Here is a 22,545-nt window from a genome sequence, read left to right as displayed (position 1 = left end):
CGCGCGTTTCTTTTCGGCCGTAGGCTTCGGAAATCCGAAAGCGCGCTTTGAGAGACACCGTCCAGGAGATTCATCGCAGCACCACGTCGCTCGGCCCGCCCGGCTCCGGCACCGCCGAGGTGACGACCGACTTGGCGCCCAGCTTCGCCAGCGCCTTGCCGACCGCCTTGCTTTCGGCGACCGAGCCGACGTCCGCGAGGTCGGCGAGCGCCCGGTCGACGTCGACGACCCGCTCTTCCAGCCCGATGGTGGCCGCGATCAGTTCGCATACCGCGCCGGGATCGTCGAGCTTCAGGAAGTTCTGGCCGAGCAAGCCGCTCCAGTGTTCGCCGATCTCCGGGTCGTTGTAGTACGACGACTGGTTCGGCAGCACGAAGTAGACGTGCCACTTGCGGGCCAGCTCCCGGTACACCGAAGCGGGGTCGATGTCCTCCCGCACGTCGTCCCCGATCACCCGGCGGATGTGGCGCGCCTCCAGCGCGGGTTTGTTGAGCTCGTCGCCGATGATGAACAGGTAGCCCTTGCGGCCGCGGTTCTGCCACGCGTCGGTCACGACGTGCCGGGCCATGAAATAGGCGGCCAGTTCGTAGGACTCGCTCTTCTGCCCGCCGCCACCGCCTTCGAGGAAGATCGTGCGCAGCTGCTCGTCCATCCGGTTGTCCGATTCGAACTGCCCGACCTGCAACGGGACCCGGTCGCTGTCGGCGTCGCCGATCGCGCCGAACAGGACCTGCGGGTCGGTCAAGTAGCCCCGGCGCTTCAGCAGGCCGTGCAGTTTGCCGAGCTTGCCCTGCATGACCCGCGGCACCCGGCGCATCGAGCCGGTGACGTCGAACAGTACCGCGATCGGCGTCGAATCGGCGTGGTCGGCCGAATCCCGGCATTCCCGGACGGCGTTCAGCGGGTCGAGCGCGGGCGCCACCTTCCAGTCCTTCGCGGGCTTGGAGCGCAGATCGGCGGTGTAGCCGAAGTCGTCCTCGCCCTTGGCCCGCCGGAAAGTCTTCGCGGCGGCGTAGGCGTTGTCGTCCCAGTGTCCGTGTCCCATGGTCAGGCTCCTGTCTCGGGGATGGTGAAAGGTCGGAAGGTGCGGGGGCCGTAGAGGTCGTCGAGCAGCGCGTCGTATTCGTCGAGAAGATCGGCGGCGTCGGGCCGTTGCGCCGGGTTGTCCTGTGTGCACCAGGTCGCGAATTCGCGTTGGCGGGTTTCGCCCGGTGCCAGGAGTTCCAGCATCATGCGGTGAAGCATGTGGACGTCGGTGGCCGCCGTCACCGGTAGTCCTTTGTGGACTTCCGGCGGGTACTGGACGGACTTGTCCGCCGCCAGCGGGAGCAAGCCGTCCTCGACGGCGAAGGACCAGCCGACGACGACGATGCCGTGCTGTCCCGGGTGGACGAGCACGTTGTCCGCGGTGAGGTGCCCGTGGACGACACCCGCGCGATGCGCGCCCGCCACGGCGCGCAGGAGGCGACGGTGCATCCACGCGTAGTCGCGGCCGTCGAGCCCGCCGGGAAAGGCCTTGCCGATATCGGCGAGGGTGACGAACCCGTCCACGAGCGGATCGAGGACGCTGAACGCGCGGTCGCCCCTGGCCACCGGACCCGAGGTGTCCAGCAGCCGCGGGTAATAGGGGCGCAGCCACCGGTGCCGTTCGGTGAAGCCGTCGAGCGTGCGCAATGCCGCCCACTCGGCGTGGATCAACGGGTTGAGCGCCGGGTCGCGGACGAGTTTCACCAGATATGGCCCGGTGGTCCGGTAGGTCGTCGCGACGCTGCCCACCGCGTGCGGCGAGATGAGGGTGTAGGCGGACGTCGCCGTGGTGACCGTCTGGTGCCGGGCGCGCTTCCAGTCGTCGTGGAGGCGGTTGAGGGTGGCGGCGGCGCGGTGGGCGCGCTCGTCGCCGGGGTTGCGGTCGGGGTGGAGCACCGCCGCCAGTTCGCGATAGCGATGGCGGGCGAACAGAGCGGCCGCGTCGACCGTGTTCTCGATCATCGTCACGGCGTCTTCCCTGGTGAGCATAGTTTGAGTCTAGACGACTCTTACCTGGGATCGCAAGGGGGTGGGTACAAATCCCGTGCTGTGCGGCGGCGTCGGCCCATAAGCTTGGCTGAGCCGGACAGGGGGTATTGGTGGTCTTCCCGGAACTGGATCGGAAAGACGGGCGGCGAACGGACACGATGGTCCTCGCGCTCGTGATCGGGGTCGTCTGGGGGGCCGTCGCGTCCTTCGCCGGACGATGGGCCGTCGAAGGGCTGGCCGGCACTTACGACGTGCGCGCGGTGGTCTCGGAGTGGAACTCCAAGACCACTGAAGGACAGAACGGCCCGCATACCACCTACGACGTCCTGGCGATCACCGAAGACGGCCGCGCGATCGAAGTGCCGACACGAGACGCGTTCGGCCTCGCGGATCCGGTGGTCGCCCGGCTTTCGTCGATGACGGACCGGGTGTTGTCCGTGCGCGGGGCGGACAGGGTCGTGGAAGCCCACCATCCGTGGGAGAAGATCGCGGCGATGTCCCTCGGCCTGGCGTTCTTGGTGCTCGCGGCCGTCGTACTGGTCAAAGTGGCGAGACCGGGAGTCGCGCGGAAGTCGCCGCCGTTCCTGGCCGGGCTGGCCTTCGCCGCGTTCGTCGTGCTGACACCGGTCGGGTTCGGCGGGACGGCTTACCGTGAGGCGGCCGACCCGGTCCCGAACTTCTGGGAACTCCGGCGCGACCTAGGGGGACCGCCGCCGGTGTTCGCCCGTGGACAGACCGCCGTCTCCGGAGAGGCGGCCGTGCGCGTGCTCGACAGCAGGTCCGGACCGCCCGACGGAGCCGAGGCGTGGTTGAGCGGATTCCACGTCCTCACCTTGCGGATCGAGGCGTCCCGCCTCGGCGGCACGCCACTGGAGCTGTCGGCCGACGCGCATGGCGAGCCGGAGCGGGTCAAGGATTGCGCTGGCGCGCCCGGCGCTTTCGACGGCACCGCGGGTCTCGTCTGTTTCGTGGTCCCGCCCGGGTATCGGCCCGAGTACCTACTCGTCGGCGAACTCGAACGCGAAGTCCTGTTGAGGCTCCGGTGAACTGACTGCCGACGGTCGTACCGGAGGCGCCCCACTGTCGCTCAGGAGCGGGTCGCTTCGATCTGGCGCTCGTCCTCGGTCGAGCAGCTCGTCACCGGATCGTTCGGCCCGCTCCCGCATGTCCAGGCCCCGACCACCACGGGACCGGGTCCCTGCGGTGACGCCGCCTCGGCGGGCGTCAGCTTGGCGAAGTAGTCCGTGAGCACCTGCGTCGCTTCCGCGCACTCGGCCTTCCCGCGTACGACGACCTTGTTCTTCGCGCCCTGGAAGCCGGTGACCTCGCCACAGGGCGTACCGGCCAGGACCTGGTCGGCCGTGGGGGCGGGAGACGGCGGCGGCGCGGTCGCGGGAGCGGGATCGGCGCCGCAACCGCTCAGCAGGACGACGGCGAGCGCGGTGGGAAGTACGGCGAGGCTCTTCATGGGCCCTTCTTCTCGGGGGTGGTTCATTCGGTTCATTCCACGGGGACGACGGCGGCGAACACGTTCTGTTCGCCCTTGCTGCAACTGGTGCCGCCTTGCGCGGCGGGAGCGCCGGAGACGCAGAGCCAGCCCTCCACGGTCTCGCTGACCGGTTCGTCCGAGCCCGCGGACTGGCGTCCGGCGATCCTCTTGTGGAACGAGGCGACGATCCCGGTCGCGTCCGCGCAGGACACGCCGGGGCCGTTGAGCACCTGCAGGGTCAGCCCGCTCGCCGCGGTCACCGTTCCGCACGATCCCTGTACCGGTTCAGCGGGTTTCGGTTCGGGGGCGGGATTCGGGGCGGTGGATGGACTCGGCGCGGTTTGTGAGGGGATCGGCGGCACCGGCACGCTGGACACCGCTGTGGGGAGCGAGAGCGACGAGGCCGACAGTGCGGTGACAGGCGGTGGCGGATCTTCGCCCGAACAGGCGGCGAGCGTTCCGGTGGCGGCGCAGGCCGCGAACAGGCGCCGCCACGTTCCCGTGGTCGTGGAGACGGGCAAGGCGATCCTTTCGTCGGCCGGTCGTGGCCGGCCCATTCTGACCCGGCCGGGCCCGAACCCGTGGCATTGAGCCACGTTCGATTCGCGGGAGGCTATCGCGCCGACGAGACGGCGGTGCGCGAGGACCGCCGAATCACTGTCCATTGTGGACAATTAACATGCCGTTCACAGCGCGACAACACCCTGCTGTCGTTGCGAACCGATCGGACGAATCCGCGCCGGATCCGTTAACACGAGGCCCCGTTCTGCCGAAAACAAAGGTAGCGCTCCGGCGTGTCCCAGTCCCCGTCACGAAACCGTGAGAGTGATGAAGACCGACGAACAGACCGACCCCGCGTCACCCCAGGCCATCACACCGGCGAGCACGGAACTGCCGCCGACGGCACCGTGCACCGTCGTCTGGTGTGGCGGCCGCCCGTACGTCCTCGAGACCTCCGCCGGCCACAACCGCTGGGTGGGCACCGACCACCGGGGCAGGCCCGTGGCGCTGACCAGCGCGGACCTGCAACGCCGAGGCTGGACCCACACCCGGGCCAGCTGACGGGGGAGGACCTGCCGCCGCTGGATAGGCTGAGCGGGTGAGTACGCCCCCCGAACCGAGCGTGACCAGCGAAGAACCCTCCTTGCTGCGGCAGGCCCTGAACGTTCCCAACATGCTTTCGATCCTCCGGCTCGCCGGGGTGCCGGTCTTCCTGTGGCTGCTCCTCGGCCCGAAGGAGGACGGCTGGGCGCTCGCGCTGCTCGTGTTCAGCGCGCTCACCGACTGGCTCGACGGCAAACTCGCCCGCTGGCTCAATCAAATGTCCCGGCTCGGCCAGCTGCTGGACCCCGCCGCCGACCGGCTCTACATCCTCGCGACCCTCATCGCCTTCCTGATCCGCGACATCATCCCGTGGTGGCTGGTGGTCCCGCTGGTCGTCCGCGAGGCCGTCCTCGGTGTCTGCGTGCTGCTGCTGCGGCATCGCGGATTCGCCCCGCCGGAGGTCACCTACATCGGCAAGGGCGCCACCTTCGTCCTGATGTACGCCTTCCCGTTCCTGCTGCTCACCCAGGGCGGATCCGACATCGCCGCGATCGCCCGGCCGATCGGCTACGCCTTCACGGCGTGGGGCGCGGTCCTGTACGTCTATTCAGGCGTGTTGTACGTCGTCCAGACGGTGCGGGCGCTGCGAACGGCCGAATCCGGCGAGTTGCGGGAGGCGGCGGGCGCGTGACCCGGCGGGATGCGAAACTGCGCGCGTCGGTTTCGAGCGAGGGCTGAGAAAGGGGAGCGGCGTTGTCCACTCCAGAAGAACTGCGGTACACCGAGGAGCACGAGTGGGTCTCCGTGCGCGACGGCGGGCTCGTGCGCGTGGGCATCACGGAGTACGCCCAGGATCAGCTCGGTGACGTGGTGTTCGTCGAACTTCCCGAGGTCGGCAAGCAGGTCGGCGCGGGCGACGCGTTCGGCGAGGTCGAGTCGACCAAGAGCGTTTCGGAGCTGTTCGCCCCGCTCGACGGCGAGGTGGTCGCGGTCAACGACGCGGTGACCGAGTCGCCCGAGCTGATCAACAGCGACCCCTACGGCGAGGGCTGGCTGATCGAACTCCGCCTCGACGACGCGAGCTCGGTGGAATCCCTGCTGGAGGCCGAGGCGTACCAGGCCCTGATCAAGGAATAGCCGCAGGCCGCGGCCCTTCGGGAAGAGTAGGGGGAGCCGCGGGCCGGAGATTCGATCAGGCACGGTACGTTTGACTCCACACGTTCTTGAGTAGTGGCAACACACATGCGTTAGGAGAGCTCAGGTGAGCACGAACGACGGGCCCGGCGTTCCCCCGGAGCAGTCTCCGGAGCGGACTTCTGTCTTCCGGGCCGACTTCCTGGCCGACGTCGAAGGCACTGAGGCTCCTCCGGCTGCCGAGGCCCCTGTCCAGGGTGTGGACGCGCTGCCCGCGGGTTCGGCGCTGCTGGTCGTCAAGCGGGGCCCGAACGCGGGTTCGCGCTTCCTGCTGGACCGCGACACCACCAGCGCGGGACGGCACCCGGACAGCGACATCTTCCTCGACGACGTCACGGTCTCCCGGCGGCACGCCGAGTTCCGCCGTGAGGGTGGCGAGTTCGTCGTCATCGACGTCGGCAGCCTCAACGGCACCTACGTCAACCGCGAGCCGGTCGACCAGGCCGTCCTCGCCGGTGGCGACGAGGTCCAGATCGGCAAGTTCCGCCTGGTCTTCCTGACCGGCCCGGGATCCGGGGGCCAGGGGGCACGGTGACGGCGGCCGGGCGGCCTGATCGGGATGCGTCGCAGCGCGATGGGTTGAGCATCGGGGCCGTGCTGGCACAGCTGCGCGGCGACTTTCCCGATGTCACCATCTCCAAGATCCGGTTCCTCGAGGCGGAGGGTCTGGTCCAGCCGGGCCGGACCCCGTCGGGGTACCGGCAGTTCGCTCCGGCGGACGTGGAGCGGTTGCGATTCGTCCTGTCCGCCCAGCGGGATCACTACCTTCCGCTGAAGGTCATCAAGGAACAGCTGGACGCGGCGGATCAGGGCGCCGCGCCCGCTGAGCACACCGCGGGGATGCCACGGCTGCCGCGGAAACTCGTGTCACTCGACGCCCCCGGGGAGAACGGCGGACTGCCGTCCCCGGGGGACTTCGAGACCGACCGCGAGATCAGGCTGACCGAGGAAGATCTCCTCCGCCAGGCCGGCATCGACGCCGCCACCCTGGCTGAGCTGCGGCAATACGGTCTCGTTCGCCCAGGTGCGGCGGGGTTCTTCGACCCGGACGCGGTCCTCGTGGCGAAGACCGTGAAAGCGATGACCGAATTCGGTATAGAGCCGAGACATCTGCGTGCCTTCCGGGCCGCGGCGGATCGCGAGGTCGGCCTGCTGGAGCAGATCGTGACCCCGGTGTATCGGCATCGTGACGAGGACGCTCAGGCGAGGGGCGACGAGGTCGTCCGGGAGCTGGCCGCCTTGACCGTGGCGTTGCACACGCTCTTGGTGAAGGCGGGAATACGGGCTGTCACAGGCGGTTGAACGGCTTCGGGCGACCGGGAGCCGTTGTGCGGTCACTTGTCAATGCCTGAATGTTCGGCACCCTATGCCGTACCGTGAGAGTCGGGTTTGCCACGGGCGAACCGAGAATGTCGGAGACAGCGAGCACAGCGCTCGGAAGACGGGTAGCGTCGGGACTACCGTCGCTTGGTCGTCGAGACAAGCGTTGCAGCCCGTGCGCACGAGAGGGAGGCGAAGCCCGATGAGCGAGATGCGCGTCGTCGGCGTGCGGGTGGAGCTACCCGCGAATCAGCCGATCTTGTTGCTGCGGGAAACCGAAGGCGAGCGTTACCTGCCGATCTGGATCGGCTCGGTCGAGGCCACCGCCATCGCCTTGGAGCAGCAGGGAGTCCGCCCGGCCCGTCCGCTCACCCATGACCTGCTCAAGGAGGTCATCGGGGCGTTGGGTCGTGAGCTGGAACAGGTCGTCATCACCGATCTGAAGGAAGGCACGTTCTTCGCGGAACTGGTCTTCGACGGGAACATCCGGGTTTCGGCGCGGCCGAGCGATTCGGTGGCGCTGGCGCTGCGGGTCGGGGTGCCCATCCACGCCGTGGACGCGGTGCTGGAGGAAGCGGGCCTCATCATCCCCGACGAGCAGGAGGACGAGGTCGAGAAGTTCCGCGAGTTCCTCGACTCGGTCTCGCCGGAGGACTTCCGCGGCGCGGACACCTGATCCTGAGACTTGACGAAGGGGCGGCGCCGGCTGGTGCCGCCCCTTCTTTCATGCGCGCTTAATCCTCTGAACGCGGTTCGCGGCGGCCACGGACTTCGTGAAGGGTCCCCGCCGCGAGTCGTCCGCCTGATCACGCGTGTCGTCCATCGGCTCACGCGTGTCGTCCGCCTGATCACGCGTGTCGTCCCGTCGGTCACGTGAAGTCGCCGGCCCGTGTTCGCCCGTTTGCCCCACCCGCACCTGCGGTCACAACGGGTACTGGGCCTAGGGCACTCAGGCGGCGGTCGCCTTGACGAACAGGTCCGCCAGTTCCCGCCCGTACCGCTCCAGGTCCAGCTTCGGGTCCGCCGCGAACTTCGCCGCGACGCCGTCGATGGCCTGCGCGATCGACAGCGCCATCACGTCCGGCGCGAAATCGCCGAAGGCGCCTTCCTGCTGTCCCTGGCGGAGCTGACGTTCGAGCCGGCCGGTCCGGAACTCCTCGACCAGCGGCGCCGACATGAACCAGCCCTCGGCGTCCGAGCCGCTCGAGCCCATTTCGACCATGACCCGCACCAGTTCCGGGTACGAGCCGAGGAACGCGATCTCCGACTCGATGTAGCCGCGCAGCAGCCCGGCCCGGTCGGTCGTGCCCTGGATCCGCTCCTCGAGGAACTTGTCCTTCATCCCTGTCGCGGTGGTGACCACGGCCTGCATCAGGCCCGCCTTGTTGGTGAAGTGGTACGAGATGATCCGGGTGCTGGACAGCCCGGCGCGCTCCTTGATCTTGGCGAACGACGTCTTGTGATAGCCGAGGTCGGAGATCGTCGCGATCGTCGCGCCGATGATCTGGGCCCGCCGGGCCGCCTCGGTGACCGACAGCCCCAGCTCCGCCTGGACCTCTTGCATGGCACTCTGGGTGGAAGGAGTTACTTGCATGAGTAAAAAATAACACGGCTGAGTAAAACTGGCAACCGTGCCGCCGAATGGGGGACCGTGCTCGACAAGCCTCAAGAAGAGCTTGAGGCCGACCGCGCGTCGCGTTGACCGCTTTGCCGGACGCGCTTACCGTCAATGAAGGTGAATCGCCAAGGTGTGATTCGGATGTCTGGGGCATTCGTCTTGACGAGGAACTCCGGTGCGGACTCACGTGGGTCCGCGCGGCTTTGTTCGCCGGCCGCCAGGTCGGGCGAGGGGAGGCATGGCGTGGTCGAGGCTGGTAGCCCTCAAGAGCCGCTCGTTCCGGTCGCTGACGGCGAGCAGGGCGAGTTGTTCCCCGACTCTTCCCTCCCGGACGAACTCGTCGGCTACCGCGGCCCCGCCGCCTGCCAGATCGCCGGGATCACCTACCGTCAGCTCGACTACTGGGCCCGCACGAAGCTGGTCGCGCCGAGTATCCGCACGGCGCACGGCTCCGGTTCGCAGCGGCTCTACTCGTTCAAGGACATCCTCGTCCTGAAGGTCGTCAAGCGGCTGCTGGACACCGGTGTCTCCCTGCAGAACATCCGCGTCGCCGTCGAGCACCTGCGCCTGCGCGGCGTCCGCGACCTCGCCAAGGTCACCCTGTTCTCCGACGGCACCACCGTCTACGAGTGCACTTCGCCCGAAGAGATCGTCGATTTACTCCAGGGCGGGCAGGGTGTCTTCGGGATCGCGGTCAGCGGAGCGATGCAGGAGATCAGCGGCACCATCCACGAGTTCCCGGCCGAGCGGGCCGACGGCGGCGTGATCGAAACGGTCACGCCGGACGAGCTCACGCAGCGCCGTAACGCACGTCGCACCGGCTGATCATGAAGCCGCACGGGCGGCAGGGTAGGCTCACTTCCGCGGTCGACGAATCCGCGCGGGAGAGACCGAGTCGATAACCGTTGAGCTCGGCGCCGAAGGAGCAAGTCCTCCCCGGAACCTCTCAGGCACCCTGGACCGCGCGGAAGAGACGCCTCTGGAAAGTGGTTCGCCAGGTCACAGCCTGGCGGCCCCGCCGACGGTGCAAGCCCGGCTCAACACTCGGGTGAAACTCTCAGGCGCCCCCACCGGGGGTACGGACAGAGTGGGGAGGGCCAGGACAATCGTCCCGGCCCCACCCCCGCGTCCTGGGAGGTCCCCGATGGAGCCCGTTTCACTGGCCGCTCTCGAATCCGGAACCCCCTTCGCGGACCGGCACATCGGTCCCGGCACCGAAGAACTCGCGCGCATCCTCGACGTCGTCGGTGTCGCCTCCCTCGATGAACTCGCCGAGCGGGCCGTCCCCGCGTCGCTGCGGGAGTCCGTGGCACCGCCCGATCTGCCGCCGCCCGCCACCGAGACCGGAGCGCTCGCCGAACTCCGCGCGCTGGCCGCGCGCAACCGCCCGATGGTCCAGATGATCGGCCTCGGCTACCACGACACCGTGACCCCGCCGGTGATCCGCCGGAACGTGCTGGAGAGCCCGGCCTGGTACACCGCGTACACGCCGTATCAGCCGGAGATCTCGCAGGGCCGGCTCGAAGCGCTCCTCAACTTCCAGACCATGGTCTCCGACCTGACCGGCCTGCCGATCGCCAACGCCTCCATGCTGGACGAGGCGACCGCCGTCGCGGAGGCGATGACGCTGGTCCGCCGCGCGGGCAAGGCGAAGTCGAACCGGTTCGTGGTCGACGAGGACACCCTTCCGCAGACGATCGAGGTCCTGCGCACTCGTGCCGAACCGCTCGGCATCGAGCTGGTGACCGCGGATCTGTCCCAGGGCATCACCGGGCTCGGGCTCGGCGGCGACTTCTTCGGAGTGCTGCTGTCGTATCCCGGCGCGTCGGGCGTCGTCCGCGAATGGGACCACACCATCGCCGAGGCCAAGGCGCTGGACGCGGCGGTGGTGATGGCCGCGGACCCGCTGGCGCTGACCCTGCTGCGGTCGCCCGGTGAGCTCGGCGCCGACGTCGCGATCGGATCCACCCAGCGGTTCGGGGTCCCGATGGGCTTCGGCGGGCCGCACGCGGCGTACCTCGCCGTCCGGCAGGGGCTCGAACGGCAGCTGCCCGGACGGCTGGTCGGGGTGTCGAAGGACGCCGACGGCGCGCCCGCGTACCGGCTCGCGCTCCAGACCCGCGAGCAGCACATCCGCCGCGAGAAGGCGACGAGCAACATCTGCACCGCCCAGGTCCTGCTGGCGGTGATCGCGTCGATGTACGCGGTCTACCACGGCCCCGAAGGCCTGCGCGCCATCGCGAACCGCGCCCACCGGATGGCCACCGTGCTCGCGGCGGGGCTCGCCGAGAGCGGTGTCGACGTCGTGCACTGCGAGTTCTTCGACACCGTCATGGCCGCCGTCCCCGGCCGCGCGAAGGGCGTCGTCGCCACCGCGAGGGAACTCGGGGTCAACCTGCGGCTCGTGGACTCCGACCACGTCGCCGTCGCCTGCGACGAGACGACGACCCGTGAACACCTTTCCCTGGTGTGGAAGGCGTTCGGGGTCGCGGTGTCCGATGTGGACTCGCTGGACGCGGACACCGCGGACGGCTTCCCGCCGGATCTGCGCCGCACGAGTGAGTACCTGACGCATCCGGTCTTCCACGCGCATCGCTCCGAGACGGCGCTGCTCCGGTACCTGAGGTCGTTGTCCGACAAGGACCTCGCGCTCGACCGGAGCATGATCCCGCTCGGTTCCTGCACGATGAAGCTCAATGCCACGGCCGAGATGGAGCCGATCACCTGGCCCGAGTTCGCCGGTCTGCACCCGTTCGCGCCCGCCGAGGACGCGGCCGGTCTGCTGACCGTCGTGAAGGACCTGGAGCGGTGGCTCGCCGGCATCACCGGCTACGACGCGGTCTCCCTCCAGCCGAACGCCGGCAGCCAGGGCGAGTTCGCCGGGCTGCTGGCGATCCGCGCCTACCACCGCGAACGCGGGAACGCGGCACGGGACGTCTGCCTGATCCCGTCCAGCGCGCACGGGACGAACGCGGCCAGCGCGGTGATGGCCGGGATGCGCGTGGTCGTCGTGAAATGCGACGACGAGGGCAACATCGACCTCGGCCATCTCAAGTCCACTGTGGACGAGCACGCCGACGACCTCGCCGCGATCATGATCACCTACCCCTCGACGCACGGCGTCTACGAGGACACCGTCCGCGAGGTCTGCGCGCTGGTGCACGACGCGGGCGGTCAGGTGTACGTCGACGGCGCGAACTTGAACGCGCTGATCGGGGTGGCGCAGTACGGCAGATTCGGCGCCGATGTCTCCCACCTGAACCTGCACAAGACCTTCTGCATCCCGCACGGTGGCGGCGGGCCGGGCATCGGGCCGATCGGCGTCCGTGCGCATCTGGCGCCGTATCTGCCGAACCATCCGCTGCAGCCGGACGCCGGCCCGGCCACCGGCGTGGGCCCGATCAGTGCGGCGCCATGGGGAAGCGCGTCGATCCTGCCGATCTCCTGGGCCTACGTCCGGATGATGGGCGCCGACGGCCTGCGGCGGGCGACCCTCACCGCGGTCGCGAACGCCAACTACGTCGCGAAACGTCTCGCCGCGCATTATCCGGTGCTGTACTCCGGGCACGAGGGACTCGTGGCGCACGAGTGCATCCTCGATCTCCGCGCGATCACCAAACGGACCGGTGTCACGGTCGACGACGTGGCCAAGCGGCTGGCCGACTACGGGCTGCACGCGCCGACGATGTCCTTCCCGGTCGCGGGAACGCTCATGGTCGAGCCCACCGAGAGCGAGGATCTCGGCGAACTCGACCGGTTCTGCGACGCGATGATCGCGATCCGCGCCGAGATCGAGAAGGTCGCCACGGGGGAGTGGCCGGTGGCCGAAAGCCCGCTGCGCAATGCCCCGCACACCGCGCGCTGTCTCGCGGGTGCGTGGGATCGGCCGTACAGCAGGGAGATCGCGGTCTTCCCGGCCGGGTTCACCGCGTCGAAGATCTGGCCCCCGGTGCGGCGGATCGACGGGGCCGCGGGTGACCGCAACCTCGTCTGCTCCTGCCCGCCACCGGAGGCCTTCGCCTGAGGATCAGCCGGGCATCTTGTCGAGAAAGCCCAGCACCTGCTTGATCCGCCCGTTCTCGACGGTGATCACGTCGAAGCCGATCGCCAGCGGCTCTTCCACGCCCTCCGGGCCGAGGTACCACTGGAACCGCGCGATGTCATGGTGTGCGTCCGGGGCGGCGGGCAGGCTGAACTTCAGACCGGCGAACTGTGCCTGCGCGCCGGCGACGAAGCCGTCGACACCGTCGTGGCCGGTGACCGCGCCGAGCGGGTCGGTGTAGGCGGCGTCCTCGGTGAACACTTCGGCGATGAGCGCGCGGCGCTTGTCCGCGTCGGTCTCGTTCCACACGGCGATGTACTGCTCGGCGACGCGCTGGATGTCCGACATGGTGTCTCCTCGTTTTCCTGTGGGGTAACCGATGCCGCAACTCTGTCGGCCGAGGGTGGGGCCCGTCGATTACGCGGGAGGTAATGGCGGCCCGTCGTCCGTGGCCGTAGGTTCGTGATCGTGACGACCACTGTGACCGCGGGCCGCCCCGTCGGCGAGCTCCTCCGCGAATGGCGTGACCGGCGCCGGATCAGCCAGCTGGACCTCGCCATCTCGGCGGACATCTCCACCCGGCATCTGAGCTTCGTGGAGACCGGCCGTTCCAAGCCCAGCCGCGACATGGTGCTGCGGCTCGGCGAACATCTGGAGGTGCCCTTGCGGGAACGCAATCAGCTGTTGCTGGCGGCGGGGTACGCGCCCGCGTACGCCGAAAGCGGTCTCGGCGCCCCGGAAATGGCGGCGGTCCGCAAGGCGGTCCGGCAGCTGATGACCAGCCACGAGCCGTATCCGGCCGCCGTCGCCGACCGCTGGTGGAACCTGGTCGACGCCAACGCGAGCATCTCGATCATGACCGGTCTGGTCTCGCCCGCCTTGATGACGCCACCGGTCAACGTCCTTCGGGTGACACTGCATCCGGAGGGGATGGCGCCGCACGTGGTGAACCTGGGGGAGTGGCGCGCCCATCTGCTCGGCAGGCTGCGGCGGCAGGTGACCCAGACGGCCGACCCGGCGCTGACCGAACTCCTGGAGGAACTGGTCTCCTATCCGTGCGCGGATCCCGTCCCCGAGGTGGAGGTCCCCGGGCCGGGTGACATCTTCGTCCCGTTGAAGCTGCGGCACGAGGGCGCCGAACTCACGTTCTTCAGCACGGTCTCCACCTTCGGGACGCCGCTGGACGTCACGGTCGCCGAATTGGTGATCGAGTCCTTCTTCCCCGCCGACGCGGACACGGCGGAGTATCTACGCGCGTACGCCGCGCGCGAGGTGGAATGATGCCGGGAAAGAAGCCCTGCCACAGACTCCAGTGAGGATTCCTCTTCCATGGCCGTGCCTTCCGTCGTCCTGAACAACGAGGTAGCCATCCCCCAACTCGGTTTCGGCGTCTGGCAGGTCCCCGCGGGCGACACGGCCAAGGTCGTCCGGACCGCCATCGAGGCCGGATACCGCAGCATCGACACCGCCGCGTCCTACGGGAACGAAGCCGGCGTCGGCGAGGCGATCCGCTCTGCGGGCGTACCCCGCGAAGAACTGTTCATCACCACGAAGCTGCCGAATCCGGGCCACGGCTACGACGAGGCGCTCCGGGCCTTCGACGCGAGCCTCGCGGAACTCGGCCTGGACCGCGTGGACCTGTACCTCATCCACTGGCCGACACCTGCCCGCGGGAAGTACGTCGAAACCTGGCGGGCACTGGAAAAGCTCTACGCGGACGGCCGGGCGAGCGCCATCGGGGTGTCGAACTTCCACGTCCCGCATCTGCGGCGGCTGTTCGACGAGACCGGGATCGTGCCCGCGGTCAACCAGGTCGAGCTGCACCCGCGGCTGCAGCAGAAGGCACTGCGGGAATTCCACGCCGAGCACGGCATCGTCACCGAGGCGTGGAGCCCGCTCGCGCAGGGATCGCTGCTCTCGGACCCGACACTGACCGCTCTCGCCGCCAAGTACGGCAAGAGCCCGGCACAGCTGGTGCTGCGCTGGCATCTGCAGCTCGGCACGGTCGCGATCCCGAAATCCGTGACGCCGTCCCGGATCCGCGAGAACTTCGACGTCTTCGATTTCGAACTGGCCGAAGACGATCTCGCGGCCCTCGCCGAGTTCGACGACGGGACGCGCACCGGGCCGGACCCGGACACCTTCGGCTCGTGAGTGGTCAGGACGGGTGCAACCGTCCTGACGAGCGCCTGGCTGGAGTCCTACATGCGGCATCGTGGCGGGGTCGCCGAGTCCCGGGCGGATGAGGGGAACATCGGGGGACCCTGAGTCCCTTAAGGAGGCCTTCACGGACAGACCGTGCCCAAAGGCCTGAGCACGGTTGGGCCTGACGTGCCTTCCACTGGCGGGAGTCGCGAGGTACGGGAAAGGCCCCTTCCCGAGCGGTGAAGGGGCCTTTCCCGTGGTTCGGAGGGACTCAGGTGGCCTTGATGCCCGCGGCGGCGAAGTCGGCCTGCTGGGCGGGCTGCTGAAGGTACTGCCGGAAGGTCTGCGAGGCGCGCATCTGGACCTCGTCGATGGTCTTGCCGGCCAGCCCGACGAGCGGGTAGTCGGCCGAACGCGCCGTCGCGACCGATTGGGCGGGGGAACCGACCAGCTCGGGCTTGGCGGTATTCAGCTCGGTCACCCAGTAGGTGGACTCGGGGATCCAGGCGGCAGGGAGGCCGCCGATGGAGTCCAGGTTGGTCCGGCCGACGAGGCCGTCGAGCACGGAAGCGGAGGACAGCGCGTCGACCTGGATGACCACGCAGTGGTCGCGGACCACGGTCGCGGCGTTGTTCCACCGCTCGGCCGCCGCCCGCACGGGCTTTTCGATGCTGGGAGTGACGATGATCCGCATCGGGGTGTCGCCGGCGCTGCACGCCTTGGCCTGGGCTTCGGCGCGGGTGTTGAGTTCACCATCGGCCCAGTTCCAGCCGAAGACACCGATCGCGACCAGGACCACGAGGACCAGGCAGGCGATCGGCCACTTGGCGATCCGGCGCCGCGGGGCCTTCTTCCCGACGATCCGGTGTGAACCGGTCGCCTCACCGCGACCCTGAGGCCGCTTCGGCGGATCGAGGGGATGCGGCACCGGCTCCTCGGCCACGCTGTGTCGCCCCATCGTTGTCCTTTCGAAACGTGCGCGCTCGCGCTGCGTATGCAATCAAACCGTTATCACTCTAACAGGGGAGGATGTTACGGGGAATGCGACGACTCACAGTTGTTTTCCGCGTGTCGCGGGCACCCGCTTAACTCGGCGAGGAGCCGTTGGCAATGCGCTATCAGGTGCTCACGCAGCGGCGCGGCCCTGCGGGCGAAAGCGGCCTGCGCCCGGGCGTACTCAGCCCGGCCTTCCGGGCTCTCGATCCTGACGGGCGAGTACCCGAAGTCCGCCAGATCGTACGGGCTCGCCCGCATGTCCAGTTCCCGGATGTCCGCCGCCAGCTCGAAGCAGTCCCCGACCAGCTCGGCCGGCACGAACGGATCGAGTTTGTACGCCCACTTGAAGAGATCCATGTTGGCGTGCAGGCAGCCCGGCTGCTCGAACTCGACCTGGTTCTCCCGCGCCGGCCGCAGCGTGTTGCGAGGCCGGGCGGGCTCGGTGAAGAACCGGAACGCGTCGTAGTGCCCGCACCGGATCTCCAGCGACTCGACCACGCCGTCGGTGCCGGCCGAACCGAGCCGGAGCGGAAGTTGTGAGTGACGAACCTCATCCGCCGATTCCCGGTAAACCATTGCCCATTCGTGAAGACCGAAACAACTGAGTCTCGGAGAGCGGGACGCGGTCGCGGAAAGCAGTCCGAGAACGAATTCCGCGGTCTTGGCCCGGCCCTCGGTGAAACCCGCCGGATCGAGCATGACGCCGTCCGGTGTCTCCAGATAACCCTTCCGCTCCAGGAACCGCCGGGCGGACGCGCCTTCGAGCACGACCCAGGGGCCCGGCTGCCAGCGTTCGAGATGCCCGGGCCGGTGCGAGTAGTAGGTGAAGAGGAAGTCGAGCACCGGATGTTTCTCGCCCCGCGAGCGGCGGCCCTGGTGCGGCGTCGTCCAGCGCCGCATCCGCGTGACGTGCTCGTCCTCCCGGGCCCGCCAGACGGGCTCGGGAAGGACGATCGGTCCGGTCACGACATGACGTGGGTACCGTCGCGGACGGTTCCCACGTATTCCTCGACGAGGTCCTCCAGCGCGACGACGCCGACCGCGGTCCCCGCCGGGCTCAGCGCCCGCGCCAGGTGGCTGCCTTCCTTGCGCATCGCCGACAACGCCTCGTCGAGCCGGGCGTCGGCGTGCAGTTCGGTGAGCGCCCGTGTCTTGTCCGCCGGCACCACGGTGGTCGGGTCCTCGCCCACGAGGTCGAGGATGTCCTTGACGTGGATGTAGCCGGTCAGCGTCCCGTCGTCGGTGCACACCGGGAAGCGGGAGAACCCGGTCGAGGACACCGCGCGCTCGACGTCGCCCAACGTCGGCGAGCAGGGCAGCGTGGTCAGCTGAGCCGTCGGGACCAGCACGTCGGCCACCGTCTTCTCCACCGAGGACAGCGTCTTGGTCAGCCGCTGGTGCTCGGAGTGCTCCAGCAGCCCCTCGCGCCGCGACTCACTGAGCAGTTCCGCGAGTTCGTCGGAGGTGTAGGCGGTCTCGAGTTCGTCCTTCGGCTCGACCTTGAACATCCGCAGCAGCGAGTTCGCCACGAAGTTCAGCAGCCAGATGAACGGGTTGGCGAGCTTCACCCACGCCACGTGCACCGGGACCAGCCACAGCGCCAGCCGCTCCGGCTCGGCGATCGCGAGGTTCTTCGGCACCATCTCGCCGATGAGGACGTGCAGGACGGTGATGAACGCCAGCGCGATCGCGAACGAGATCGGGTGCAGCAGGACCTCGGGAATCCCGAACAGCTCGAAGAACCCGGCCAACTGGTGCGCCACCGCGGGCTCACCGAGCCGTCCCAGCAGCAACGAGCAGATCGTGATGCCGAGTTGTGCGCCCGCCAACATGAGCGAGACGTTCTTGCTCGCGTTGATGACGATCCGGGCGCGGGTCTTTCCCTGTTCCAGCAAGGCTTCCAGCCGGTCGCGCCGCGACGAGATGAGCGCGAACTCGGCGCCGACGAAGAACGCGTTGGCCAGCAGCAGGACCACGACGAGGAAGATGTTGAACCAGTCGTTCATCGTGCGGGCTCCTGCTCGGCGGACGTGGCGGTCTCGCTGATCCGCCGGACTTCGACCTCGGCGATGCGCAGCCGGTCCATTTTGGTCACCGTGAGCCGCCAGGCGTCGAGATCGGTGGCGTCGCCGGGGGAGGGGATCCGGCCGAGCCGCTCGAGGATGAGCCCGGCGATGGTCTCGTAGTCGCCGTCAGGCATCCGGAACCCGGTCTCGTCGGTGACCTCGTCGGCGCGAAGCTGCCCGGAAACGAGCCAGTTGTCGGCGCCGACCTGCTGGGAGGACGGCGCTTCCCGCTCGTCGTGCTCGTCGCGGACGTCGCCGATGATCTCCTCGACCACGTCCTCCAGGGTCACCAGGCCCGCGGTGCCGCCGTACTCGTCGACGACGATCGCGAGCTGGAACCGGGAATCGCGCAGCCGGTTGAGCAGCGAGTCGCCCGGCAGCGATTCGGGCACCGTCGGGATCGGCCGCATGACCGAACCGATCCGGACCGTGCCGCGCTGGGCGGCCGGAACGGTGAAGGCCTGCTTGATGTGCACCGCGCCCTGTACGTCGTCGAGATCCTCGGTGTAGACCGGAAAACGCGAGAAGCCGGTGCGGCGGGAGATCTCGATGAGGTCGGAGATGGTGTCGTCGACGGTCAGCGATTCGAGCTGGACGCGGGGCGTCATCAGCTCGTCGGCCGTCCGCTCGCCGAAACGCAGCGACTTGTCCAGCAGTTCGGCCGTCGACGTGTCGAGCGTGCCGCTTTCCGCGCTGGACCGCACGATCGAGCCGAGTTCCTGCGGTGACCGGGCCGACCGCAGTTCCTCCTGCGGCTCGACGCCGAACTTGCGGACGAGGAAGTTGGCGCTGTTGTTCATCAAGGTGATGAGCCAGCGGAACAGCGACGAGAACCGCGAGTGGTACCCGGCGACGGCGCGCGCGGTCTGCAGCGGCCGGGCGATCGCGAGGTTCTTCGGCATCATCTCGCCGAGGATCATCGACAGCGACGTGGCCACGATCAGCGCGACCGCGAGCGACACGCCGTCCGCCACGCCTTCGGAGAACCCGGCGGCGGTGAACAGCGGGTGGAGCAGATCACCGATCACCGGCTCCGCGAGATAACCGGTGATCAGGGTGGTGATGGTGATCGCCACCTGCGCGCCGGAAAGCTGGAACGAGAGCGTGCGGTGCGCCTTCTGCACGGTGTGCGCCCGCTTGTCGCCGACCTGTCGGACGTTCGCGTCGACCGTGCTGCGCTCGAGCGCGGTGAGGGAGAACTCGGCGGCGACGGCGAGGCCGGTGCCGACGGTCAGCAGGAGGAACAGAAGAATGCCGAGAACGGCGAGCAGGATTTCCATCATTCCCTGCCGTCGGGATCGGCGGGAATATCCGCGGAACAGCCGGGTGTGCCACCCGGCTCGATACTGTCACCAGGTGACTGCGCGTCGCGCACGAAAAGAGTCACTCCTCGATCGGAAACCAACAGGTACCGCCGCTGTACTGCGACGATGGGACAATCTTAACGCGTTCCCCCGGCCGCGTGGGCCCGGTGCCGCCGCACGCTCTCCTCGACCAGGTCGAGGACGGGGCCGAGATCGTCACCCGGCTGGCCCATCGCGAGGTGCGAGACGAGACCTTCGAGAACAAGCTCGAGGTACGCGGTCAGAACGTCGACGTCGACGTCGTCACGCAGGATCCCGGCGTCGCGCTGACGCAGCAGACGGCGGCGGGTCGCGGCGGTCAGCTGATGGGACCGCTCGGCCCAGCGGGCGCGGAACTCGGGGTCGGTGCGCAGGCGCCGGGAGACCTCCAGCCGCGTGCCGAGCCAGTCGGCGGGATGCTCGCTGCGGTTCGTCAGCAGCTCCCGCATCACCTGGACGAGACCCTGCTCGGCGACGACGTCGGCCATGCGCACCGCGTCGTCCTCGGCCAGGGCCAGGAAGAGGGATTCCTTGTCCCGGAAGTGGTGGAAGATCGCACCACGGGAAAGACCGGTGGCTTCTTCCAGTCGCCGGACGGTGGCACCCTCGTAGCCATAGCGTGCGAAGCACACGCGAGAGCCGTCGAGGATCTGGCGCCGGCGTGCGTCGAGGTGATCCTGGCTGACCCGTGGCATCCTGGAATCCTGTCACCGGGAACCCGGTTAATGCAATCCGTACGTACGTACTGTGACCAGTTCGCGGGACGTTCGGCCGGTCGGGGAACCGGATGGCTTCACGACACGTCGGACTACTCGGCCGGATCGGCTGACACGCCGTCCGCTGCTTGGCTACGCTTTGTCCGTCACGGTGCGTGAATGCTGAGGGGAAGGTGCGGGCGTGAACATCATCGGCGACGCCGCGAGCGCGATCAAGGCCGTCTGGGGTGACTTGACCACGCCGAAGGAACCGACCGTTTACGGCGGTGGCGGCGGTGGTGGCGGCGGGTTCGAGATGAGCCCCGAAGAGCTGAAGACCGTCATCGGCCTGTGGGAAGACGAGCTCAAGAAGGTCGTCGACGACGGCAGGAAGATCGACGAAATTCTCGCCGATCTGATGCCTCCGGGCCAGGACGAGGCCAGCACCAGCTATGTGAACTCCGGTCTCGACTCCTTGTTGTCCCTGCAGAAGCAGAACGACTCCATGAAGGTGTACATCGAGGGCTACATCGAGAAGCTGGAGATCGCTCGCACGAAGACCATGGCGACCGACCAGGCCAACACCCTGCGCGCGACCTGAGGATGCCGAACGTGTTGAGGAATCGCGTCGCCGCAGCGACGCTCGTGCTCGTTTCCGTCGCGGTCGCGGGCTGCTCGGGGGAAAACCCCGGCACACCGTCGCCCAGTACCGGATCGGCTTCGCCGCCGGCCTCGTCGGCCGCGCCGGAGGATCCGAACGTCCCGAAGGTGGCGAATCCGCTGGACGCCTCGGCGTACGTCGGCGACGCGTGCAAGCTGCTTCCGGCCGCCGTGGCCGCGGAACTGGGGTTCACGGAGCCCGGCGAACCGGGGAACGAGACCAGTAACCCCAGTTGCAGCTGGGGGATCCGTGGTAAGGCCGACAGCTTGCTGATCATCCTCGGCAGTGGGAACCGCGAGAAGGGGATGGGCGGCCTGGCCGGTTTGCACAAGGCCAAGGAAGCCGGGCAACTGAGGTTCCTGGAGCCCGGTCCCGAGGTCGACGGCTATCCGACCGTCTATTACGGACTGCAGGACAGGCGTGCCGGCGGCAATTGTGATCTCGCGGTCGGCGTCGCCGACGATCTGGCGATCAGCACGCTCGCCAAGGGCTACGACAACGAACAGGATTCGTGCGGGACCGCGCAGAAATTCGCGTCGGCCGTGATCAAGACACTCAAGGGGGCATGAGGGTGGACGGCAAGCAGATCTACGAGAACTTCACCCAGGGCGACACGCGCAACCTGCGTTCCGCGGCCGATCGCATCGCGGAACTCTCGGACGCCTATGTCGAGCGCGGCATGGGCATCAAGTCCCTGCAGTCGCGGATGGCGTCCTCTTGGACCGGGTCCGCCGCGGACGCGGCCAACGCCGGCGCGGGCCCGCTCGAGCAGGCCTTCAAAGAGACCGCGGAACCGCTGTTCACCACGAAGGCCTCGGTCACCATGCAGGCCGACAGCTTCGATGATTCCGGGCAGACCGTCGTCCCCGTGCCGCCGAAACCGGACAAGCCCAACCCCTGGACCACCGGCCTGAAGGGCGCGATCCCGATCGCCGGACCGTTCATGGTCAACAACGACATCAAGAACTACCAAGAGGGCGTCGCGAAGCACGAGGCGGCGAACCAGAACAACGTCCGCGTGATGGACCAGTACGACTCGGTCACCAGCAGCACGAGCTCCAGCCTGCCGACCGACTACGGCGTGCTGAAGAGCGACGGCGCGGACGTCAGCGTCAAGACCCCCGGCGTCAAGCCCCCGGTCGTGATCCCGCCGTACATCCCGGTGAAGCCCGGCAAGAACGGCGGCGGTGACGACAACGACGGCACCGACACCAGCGGCACGGACGACAACGGCACCAACCAGAACCAGACCAGGCCGGGCGGCGACCAGAACCAGACCAGGCCGGGCACCAACGAGGACCGTCCGGTGCCTCCGAGGGACAGGCCCGACGGCAACATCACGACGCCGACGCGGAAGCCGGGTACCGGGGGCGACGACACCACGCGCCCGACCGGCGGCGGCAAGGGCAAGCCGGGCCCGACGACCGAGATCCCCGGCAGGACGCCCGGACGCGGGCCCGGTGACTCGGACAACGTCATCGGCCTCCCGAACGGGCCGGGCCAGAACTACAACCCCGGCGGTGGCACCGGCCAGAACCCGCCCGGCGGTACCAGCGGACGCAACGGTCCCGGCCCCAACAGCGCCGCGGGACGCCTTCTCGGCGGCGAGGGCGGCACCGGTGGCCGCGCCGGTGGTCCCGGTGGACCCGGTTCCGGCGGTCTGGGCGCGGGCAGGGGGTCCGGCATGGGCGGGCTCGGCGGCCTGGGTGGCGGAGACCTGGCCGGTGGACGTGGTGGCGGCGGCCGCGGCGGTGCCGGCGCGATGGGCGGCCCGATGGGGGCAGGCGGCAGGCGTGCCGATGGGGACGAGGACGACGAGCACCAGCGTCCCGACTACCTGATCGAGGCCGACCCCGACGCGATCTTCGGCACCGACCAGCGGACCAGTCCGCCGGTCATCGGCGAGTAGCGGATGA

25 protein-coding genes and 1 riboswitch are annotated in these 22,545 nt (G+C 68.6%); of the genes, 14 read left to right on the top strand and 11 right to left on the bottom strand.

What is annotated here, in order from left to right; genetic code table 11:
* Nucleotides 1–70: 70 nt before the first annotated feature.
* Together CVV72_RS09895 and CVV72_RS09890 are read right to left on the bottom strand one after the other, a co-directional pair.
* The gene (locus CVV72_RS09895) at nucleotides 71–1,045 is read right to left on the bottom strand and encodes a hypothetical protein (protein WP_219152151.1); all 975 of its coding nucleotides are present in this window, start codon (nucleotides 1,043–1,045) and stop codon (nucleotides 71–73) included.
* Between the two features lie 2 nt (nucleotides 1,046–1,047).
* Complete coding sequence (locus CVV72_RS09890) at nucleotides 1,048–2,016, bottom strand: adenylate cyclase (protein WP_219152150.1); 969 nt, start codon at nucleotides 2,014–2,016, stop codon at nucleotides 1,048–1,050.
* Nucleotides 2,017–2,126: 110 nt separating this feature from the next.
* On the opposite strand from CVV72_RS09890, the gene CVV72_RS09885 reads away from it, so the two are divergent.
* Nucleotides 2,127–3,062 carry a hypothetical protein gene (locus tag CVV72_RS09885; protein ID WP_219152149.1) on the top strand — a complete coding sequence of 312 codons (936 nt, stop codon included), beginning with the start codon at nucleotides 2,127–2,129 and terminating at the stop codon, nucleotides 3,060–3,062.
* 41 nt (nucleotides 3,063–3,103) lie between these two features.
* Here CVV72_RS09885 and CVV72_RS09880 read toward each other — a convergent pair whose 3' ends face one another.
* Entirely contained in the window at nucleotides 3,104–3,484 is a 381-nt protein-coding gene (locus CVV72_RS09880) for a hypothetical protein (protein ID WP_219152148.1), read from the bottom strand.
* A gap of 32 nt (nucleotides 3,485–3,516) precedes the next feature.
* Nucleotides 3,517–4,026, bottom strand: coding sequence for a hypothetical protein (locus CVV72_RS41570; protein ID WP_255632620.1), 510 nt, complete (start codon nucleotides 4,024–4,026; stop codon nucleotides 3,517–3,519).
* A 307-nt stretch (nucleotides 4,027–4,333) separates the two neighbouring features.
* On the opposite strand from CVV72_RS41570, the gene CVV72_RS09870 reads away from it, so the two are divergent.
* The 6 genes from CVV72_RS09870 (at nucleotide 4,334) to CVV72_RS09845 (ending at nucleotide 7,739) form a co-directional block, all read left to right on the top strand.
* Entirely contained in the window at nucleotides 4,334–4,567 is a 234-nt protein-coding gene (locus tag CVV72_RS09870; protein WP_219152147.1) for a hypothetical protein, read from the top strand.
* A 37-nt stretch (nucleotides 4,568–4,604) separates the two neighbouring features.
* Complete coding sequence (locus CVV72_RS09865; RefSeq protein ID WP_370641889.1) at nucleotides 4,605–5,240, top strand: CDP-alcohol phosphatidyltransferase family protein; 636 nt, start codon at nucleotides 4,605–4,607, stop codon at nucleotides 5,238–5,240.
* A 62-nt stretch (nucleotides 5,241–5,302) separates the two neighbouring features.
* A complete protein-coding gene (gene gcvH, locus CVV72_RS09860; RefSeq protein ID WP_192744476.1) occupies nucleotides 5,303–5,686 on the top strand; it encodes a glycine cleavage system protein GcvH in 384 nt (127 codons plus the stop codon).
* A 124-nt stretch (nucleotides 5,687–5,810) separates the two neighbouring features.
* The gene (gene garA / locus CVV72_RS09855) at nucleotides 5,811–6,278 is read left to right on the top strand and encodes a glycogen accumulation regulator GarA (protein WP_016334077.1); all 468 of its coding nucleotides are present in this window, start codon (nucleotides 5,811–5,813) and stop codon (nucleotides 6,276–6,278) included.
* The gene (locus CVV72_RS09850) at nucleotides 6,275–7,045 is read left to right on the top strand and encodes a MerR family transcriptional regulator (protein WP_219152146.1); all 771 of its coding nucleotides are present in this window, start codon (nucleotides 6,275–6,277) and stop codon (nucleotides 7,043–7,045) included. The genes garA and CVV72_RS09850 overlap by 4 nt, the downstream gene beginning before the upstream one ends.
* Nucleotides 7,046–7,265: 220 nt before the next feature.
* Entirely contained in the window at nucleotides 7,266–7,739 is a 474-nt protein-coding gene (locus CVV72_RS09845) for a bifunctional nuclease family protein (RefSeq protein ID WP_034306459.1), read from the top strand.
* A gap of 273 nt (nucleotides 7,740–8,012) precedes the next feature.
* On the opposite strand, the gene CVV72_RS09840 is transcribed toward CVV72_RS09845, so the two are convergent.
* Nucleotides 8,013–8,627 carry a TetR/AcrR family transcriptional regulator gene (locus tag CVV72_RS09840; RefSeq protein WP_219152145.1) on the bottom strand — a complete coding sequence of 205 codons (615 nt, stop codon included), beginning with the start codon at nucleotides 8,625–8,627 and terminating at the stop codon, nucleotides 8,013–8,015.
* Nucleotides 8,628–8,924: 297 nt separating this feature from the next.
* Here CVV72_RS09840 and CVV72_RS09835 point away from each other — a divergent pair, with 297 nt between their 5' ends.
* A complete protein-coding gene (locus CVV72_RS09835; RefSeq protein WP_219152144.1) occupies nucleotides 8,925–9,506 on the top strand; it encodes a MerR family transcriptional regulator in 582 nt (193 codons plus the stop codon).
* A gap of 46 nt (nucleotides 9,507–9,552) precedes the next feature.
* A riboswitch (glycine riboswitch) is annotated at nucleotides 9,553–9,654 on the top strand.
* A 171-nt stretch (nucleotides 9,655–9,825) separates the two neighbouring features.
* Nucleotides 9,826–12,705: an aminomethyl-transferring glycine dehydrogenase gene (gcvP, locus tag CVV72_RS09830; protein ID WP_219152143.1), complete on the top strand. Its 2,880-nt coding sequence runs from the start codon at nucleotides 9,826–9,828 to the stop codon at nucleotides 12,703–12,705.
* Nucleotides 12,706–12,708: 3 nt separating this feature from the next.
* Here the strand turns inward: gcvP and CVV72_RS09825 are convergent, their stop codons facing one another.
* Nucleotides 12,709–13,071, bottom strand: coding sequence for a nuclear transport factor 2 family protein (locus CVV72_RS09825; protein ID WP_219152142.1), 363 nt, complete (start codon nucleotides 13,069–13,071; stop codon nucleotides 12,709–12,711).
* A 114-nt stretch (nucleotides 13,072–13,185) separates the two neighbouring features.
* Between CVV72_RS09825 and CVV72_RS09820 the strand changes: the two genes are divergently transcribed.
* Together CVV72_RS09820 and CVV72_RS09815 are read left to right on the top strand one after the other, a co-directional pair.
* Complete coding sequence (locus tag CVV72_RS09820; protein ID WP_219152141.1) at nucleotides 13,186–14,004, top strand: helix-turn-helix domain-containing protein; 819 nt, start codon at nucleotides 13,186–13,188, stop codon at nucleotides 14,002–14,004.
* Between the two features lie 48 nt (nucleotides 14,005–14,052).
* A complete protein-coding gene (locus CVV72_RS09815) occupies nucleotides 14,053–14,877 on the top strand; it encodes an aldo/keto reductase (protein ID WP_219152140.1) in 825 nt (274 codons plus the stop codon).
* Between the two features lie 262 nt (nucleotides 14,878–15,139).
* On the opposite strand, the gene CVV72_RS09810 is transcribed toward CVV72_RS09815, so the two are convergent.
* The 5 genes from CVV72_RS09810 to CVV72_RS09790 all read right to left on the bottom strand — a co-directional run bounded on the left by CVV72_RS09810 (nucleotide 15,140) and on the right by CVV72_RS09790 (nucleotide 19,968).
* Nucleotides 15,140–15,826, bottom strand: a complete 687-nt coding sequence (locus CVV72_RS09810; RefSeq protein WP_241783302.1) for a hypothetical protein — start codon at nucleotides 15,824–15,826, stop codon at nucleotides 15,140–15,142.
* Nucleotides 15,827–15,900: 74 nt separating this feature from the next.
* A complete protein-coding gene (locus CVV72_RS09805) occupies nucleotides 15,901–16,830 on the bottom strand; it encodes a 3-methyladenine DNA glycosylase (protein WP_219152139.1) in 930 nt (309 codons plus the stop codon).
* A complete protein-coding gene (locus tag CVV72_RS09800; RefSeq protein ID WP_219152138.1) occupies nucleotides 16,827–17,870 on the bottom strand; it encodes a hemolysin family protein in 1,044 nt (347 codons plus the stop codon). Before CVV72_RS09800 ends, CVV72_RS09805 begins: the two co-directional genes overlap by 4 nt.
* A complete protein-coding gene (locus CVV72_RS09795; protein WP_219152137.1) occupies nucleotides 17,867–19,213 on the bottom strand; it encodes a hemolysin family protein in 1,347 nt (448 codons plus the stop codon). The genes CVV72_RS09800 and CVV72_RS09795 overlap by 4 nt, the downstream gene beginning before the upstream one ends.
* 158 nt (nucleotides 19,214–19,371) lie before the next feature.
* On the bottom strand, nucleotides 19,372–19,968 hold the full coding sequence (locus CVV72_RS09790) for a TetR/AcrR family transcriptional regulator (RefSeq protein WP_219152136.1): 597 nt from the start codon (nucleotides 19,966–19,968) through the stop codon (nucleotides 19,372–19,374).
* 202 nt (nucleotides 19,969–20,170) lie between these two features.
* On the opposite strand from CVV72_RS09790, the gene CVV72_RS09785 reads away from it, so the two are divergent.
* Genes CVV72_RS09785 through CVV72_RS09775 form a run of 3 tightly spaced genes read left to right on the top strand, consistent with a single transcriptional unit; the run spans nucleotide 20,171 to nucleotide 22,538 of the window.
* Nucleotides 20,171–20,569 carry a hypothetical protein gene (locus tag CVV72_RS09785; RefSeq protein WP_219152135.1) on the top strand — a complete coding sequence of 133 codons (399 nt, stop codon included), beginning with the start codon at nucleotides 20,171–20,173 and terminating at the stop codon, nucleotides 20,567–20,569.
* Nucleotides 20,570–20,571: 2 nt separating this feature from the next.
* Nucleotides 20,572–21,198 carry a DUF3558 domain-containing protein gene (locus tag CVV72_RS09780; protein ID WP_219152134.1) on the top strand — a complete coding sequence of 209 codons (627 nt, stop codon included), beginning with the start codon at nucleotides 20,572–20,574 and terminating at the stop codon, nucleotides 21,196–21,198.
* Nucleotides 21,195–22,538, top strand: coding sequence for a hypothetical protein (locus tag CVV72_RS09775; protein ID WP_219152133.1), 1,344 nt, complete (start codon nucleotides 21,195–21,197; stop codon nucleotides 22,536–22,538). Before CVV72_RS09780 ends, CVV72_RS09775 begins: the two co-directional genes overlap by 4 nt.
* Nucleotides 22,539–22,545: the final 7 nt, after the last annotated feature.

This window comes from Amycolatopsis sp. TNS106 (assembly GCF_019330265.1).
Taxonomy (GTDB): domain Bacteria; phylum Actinomycetota; class Actinomycetes; order Mycobacteriales; family Pseudonocardiaceae; genus Amycolatopsis; species Amycolatopsis lurida.
This window is presented reverse-complemented; position numbering and strand designations above follow the sequence as displayed.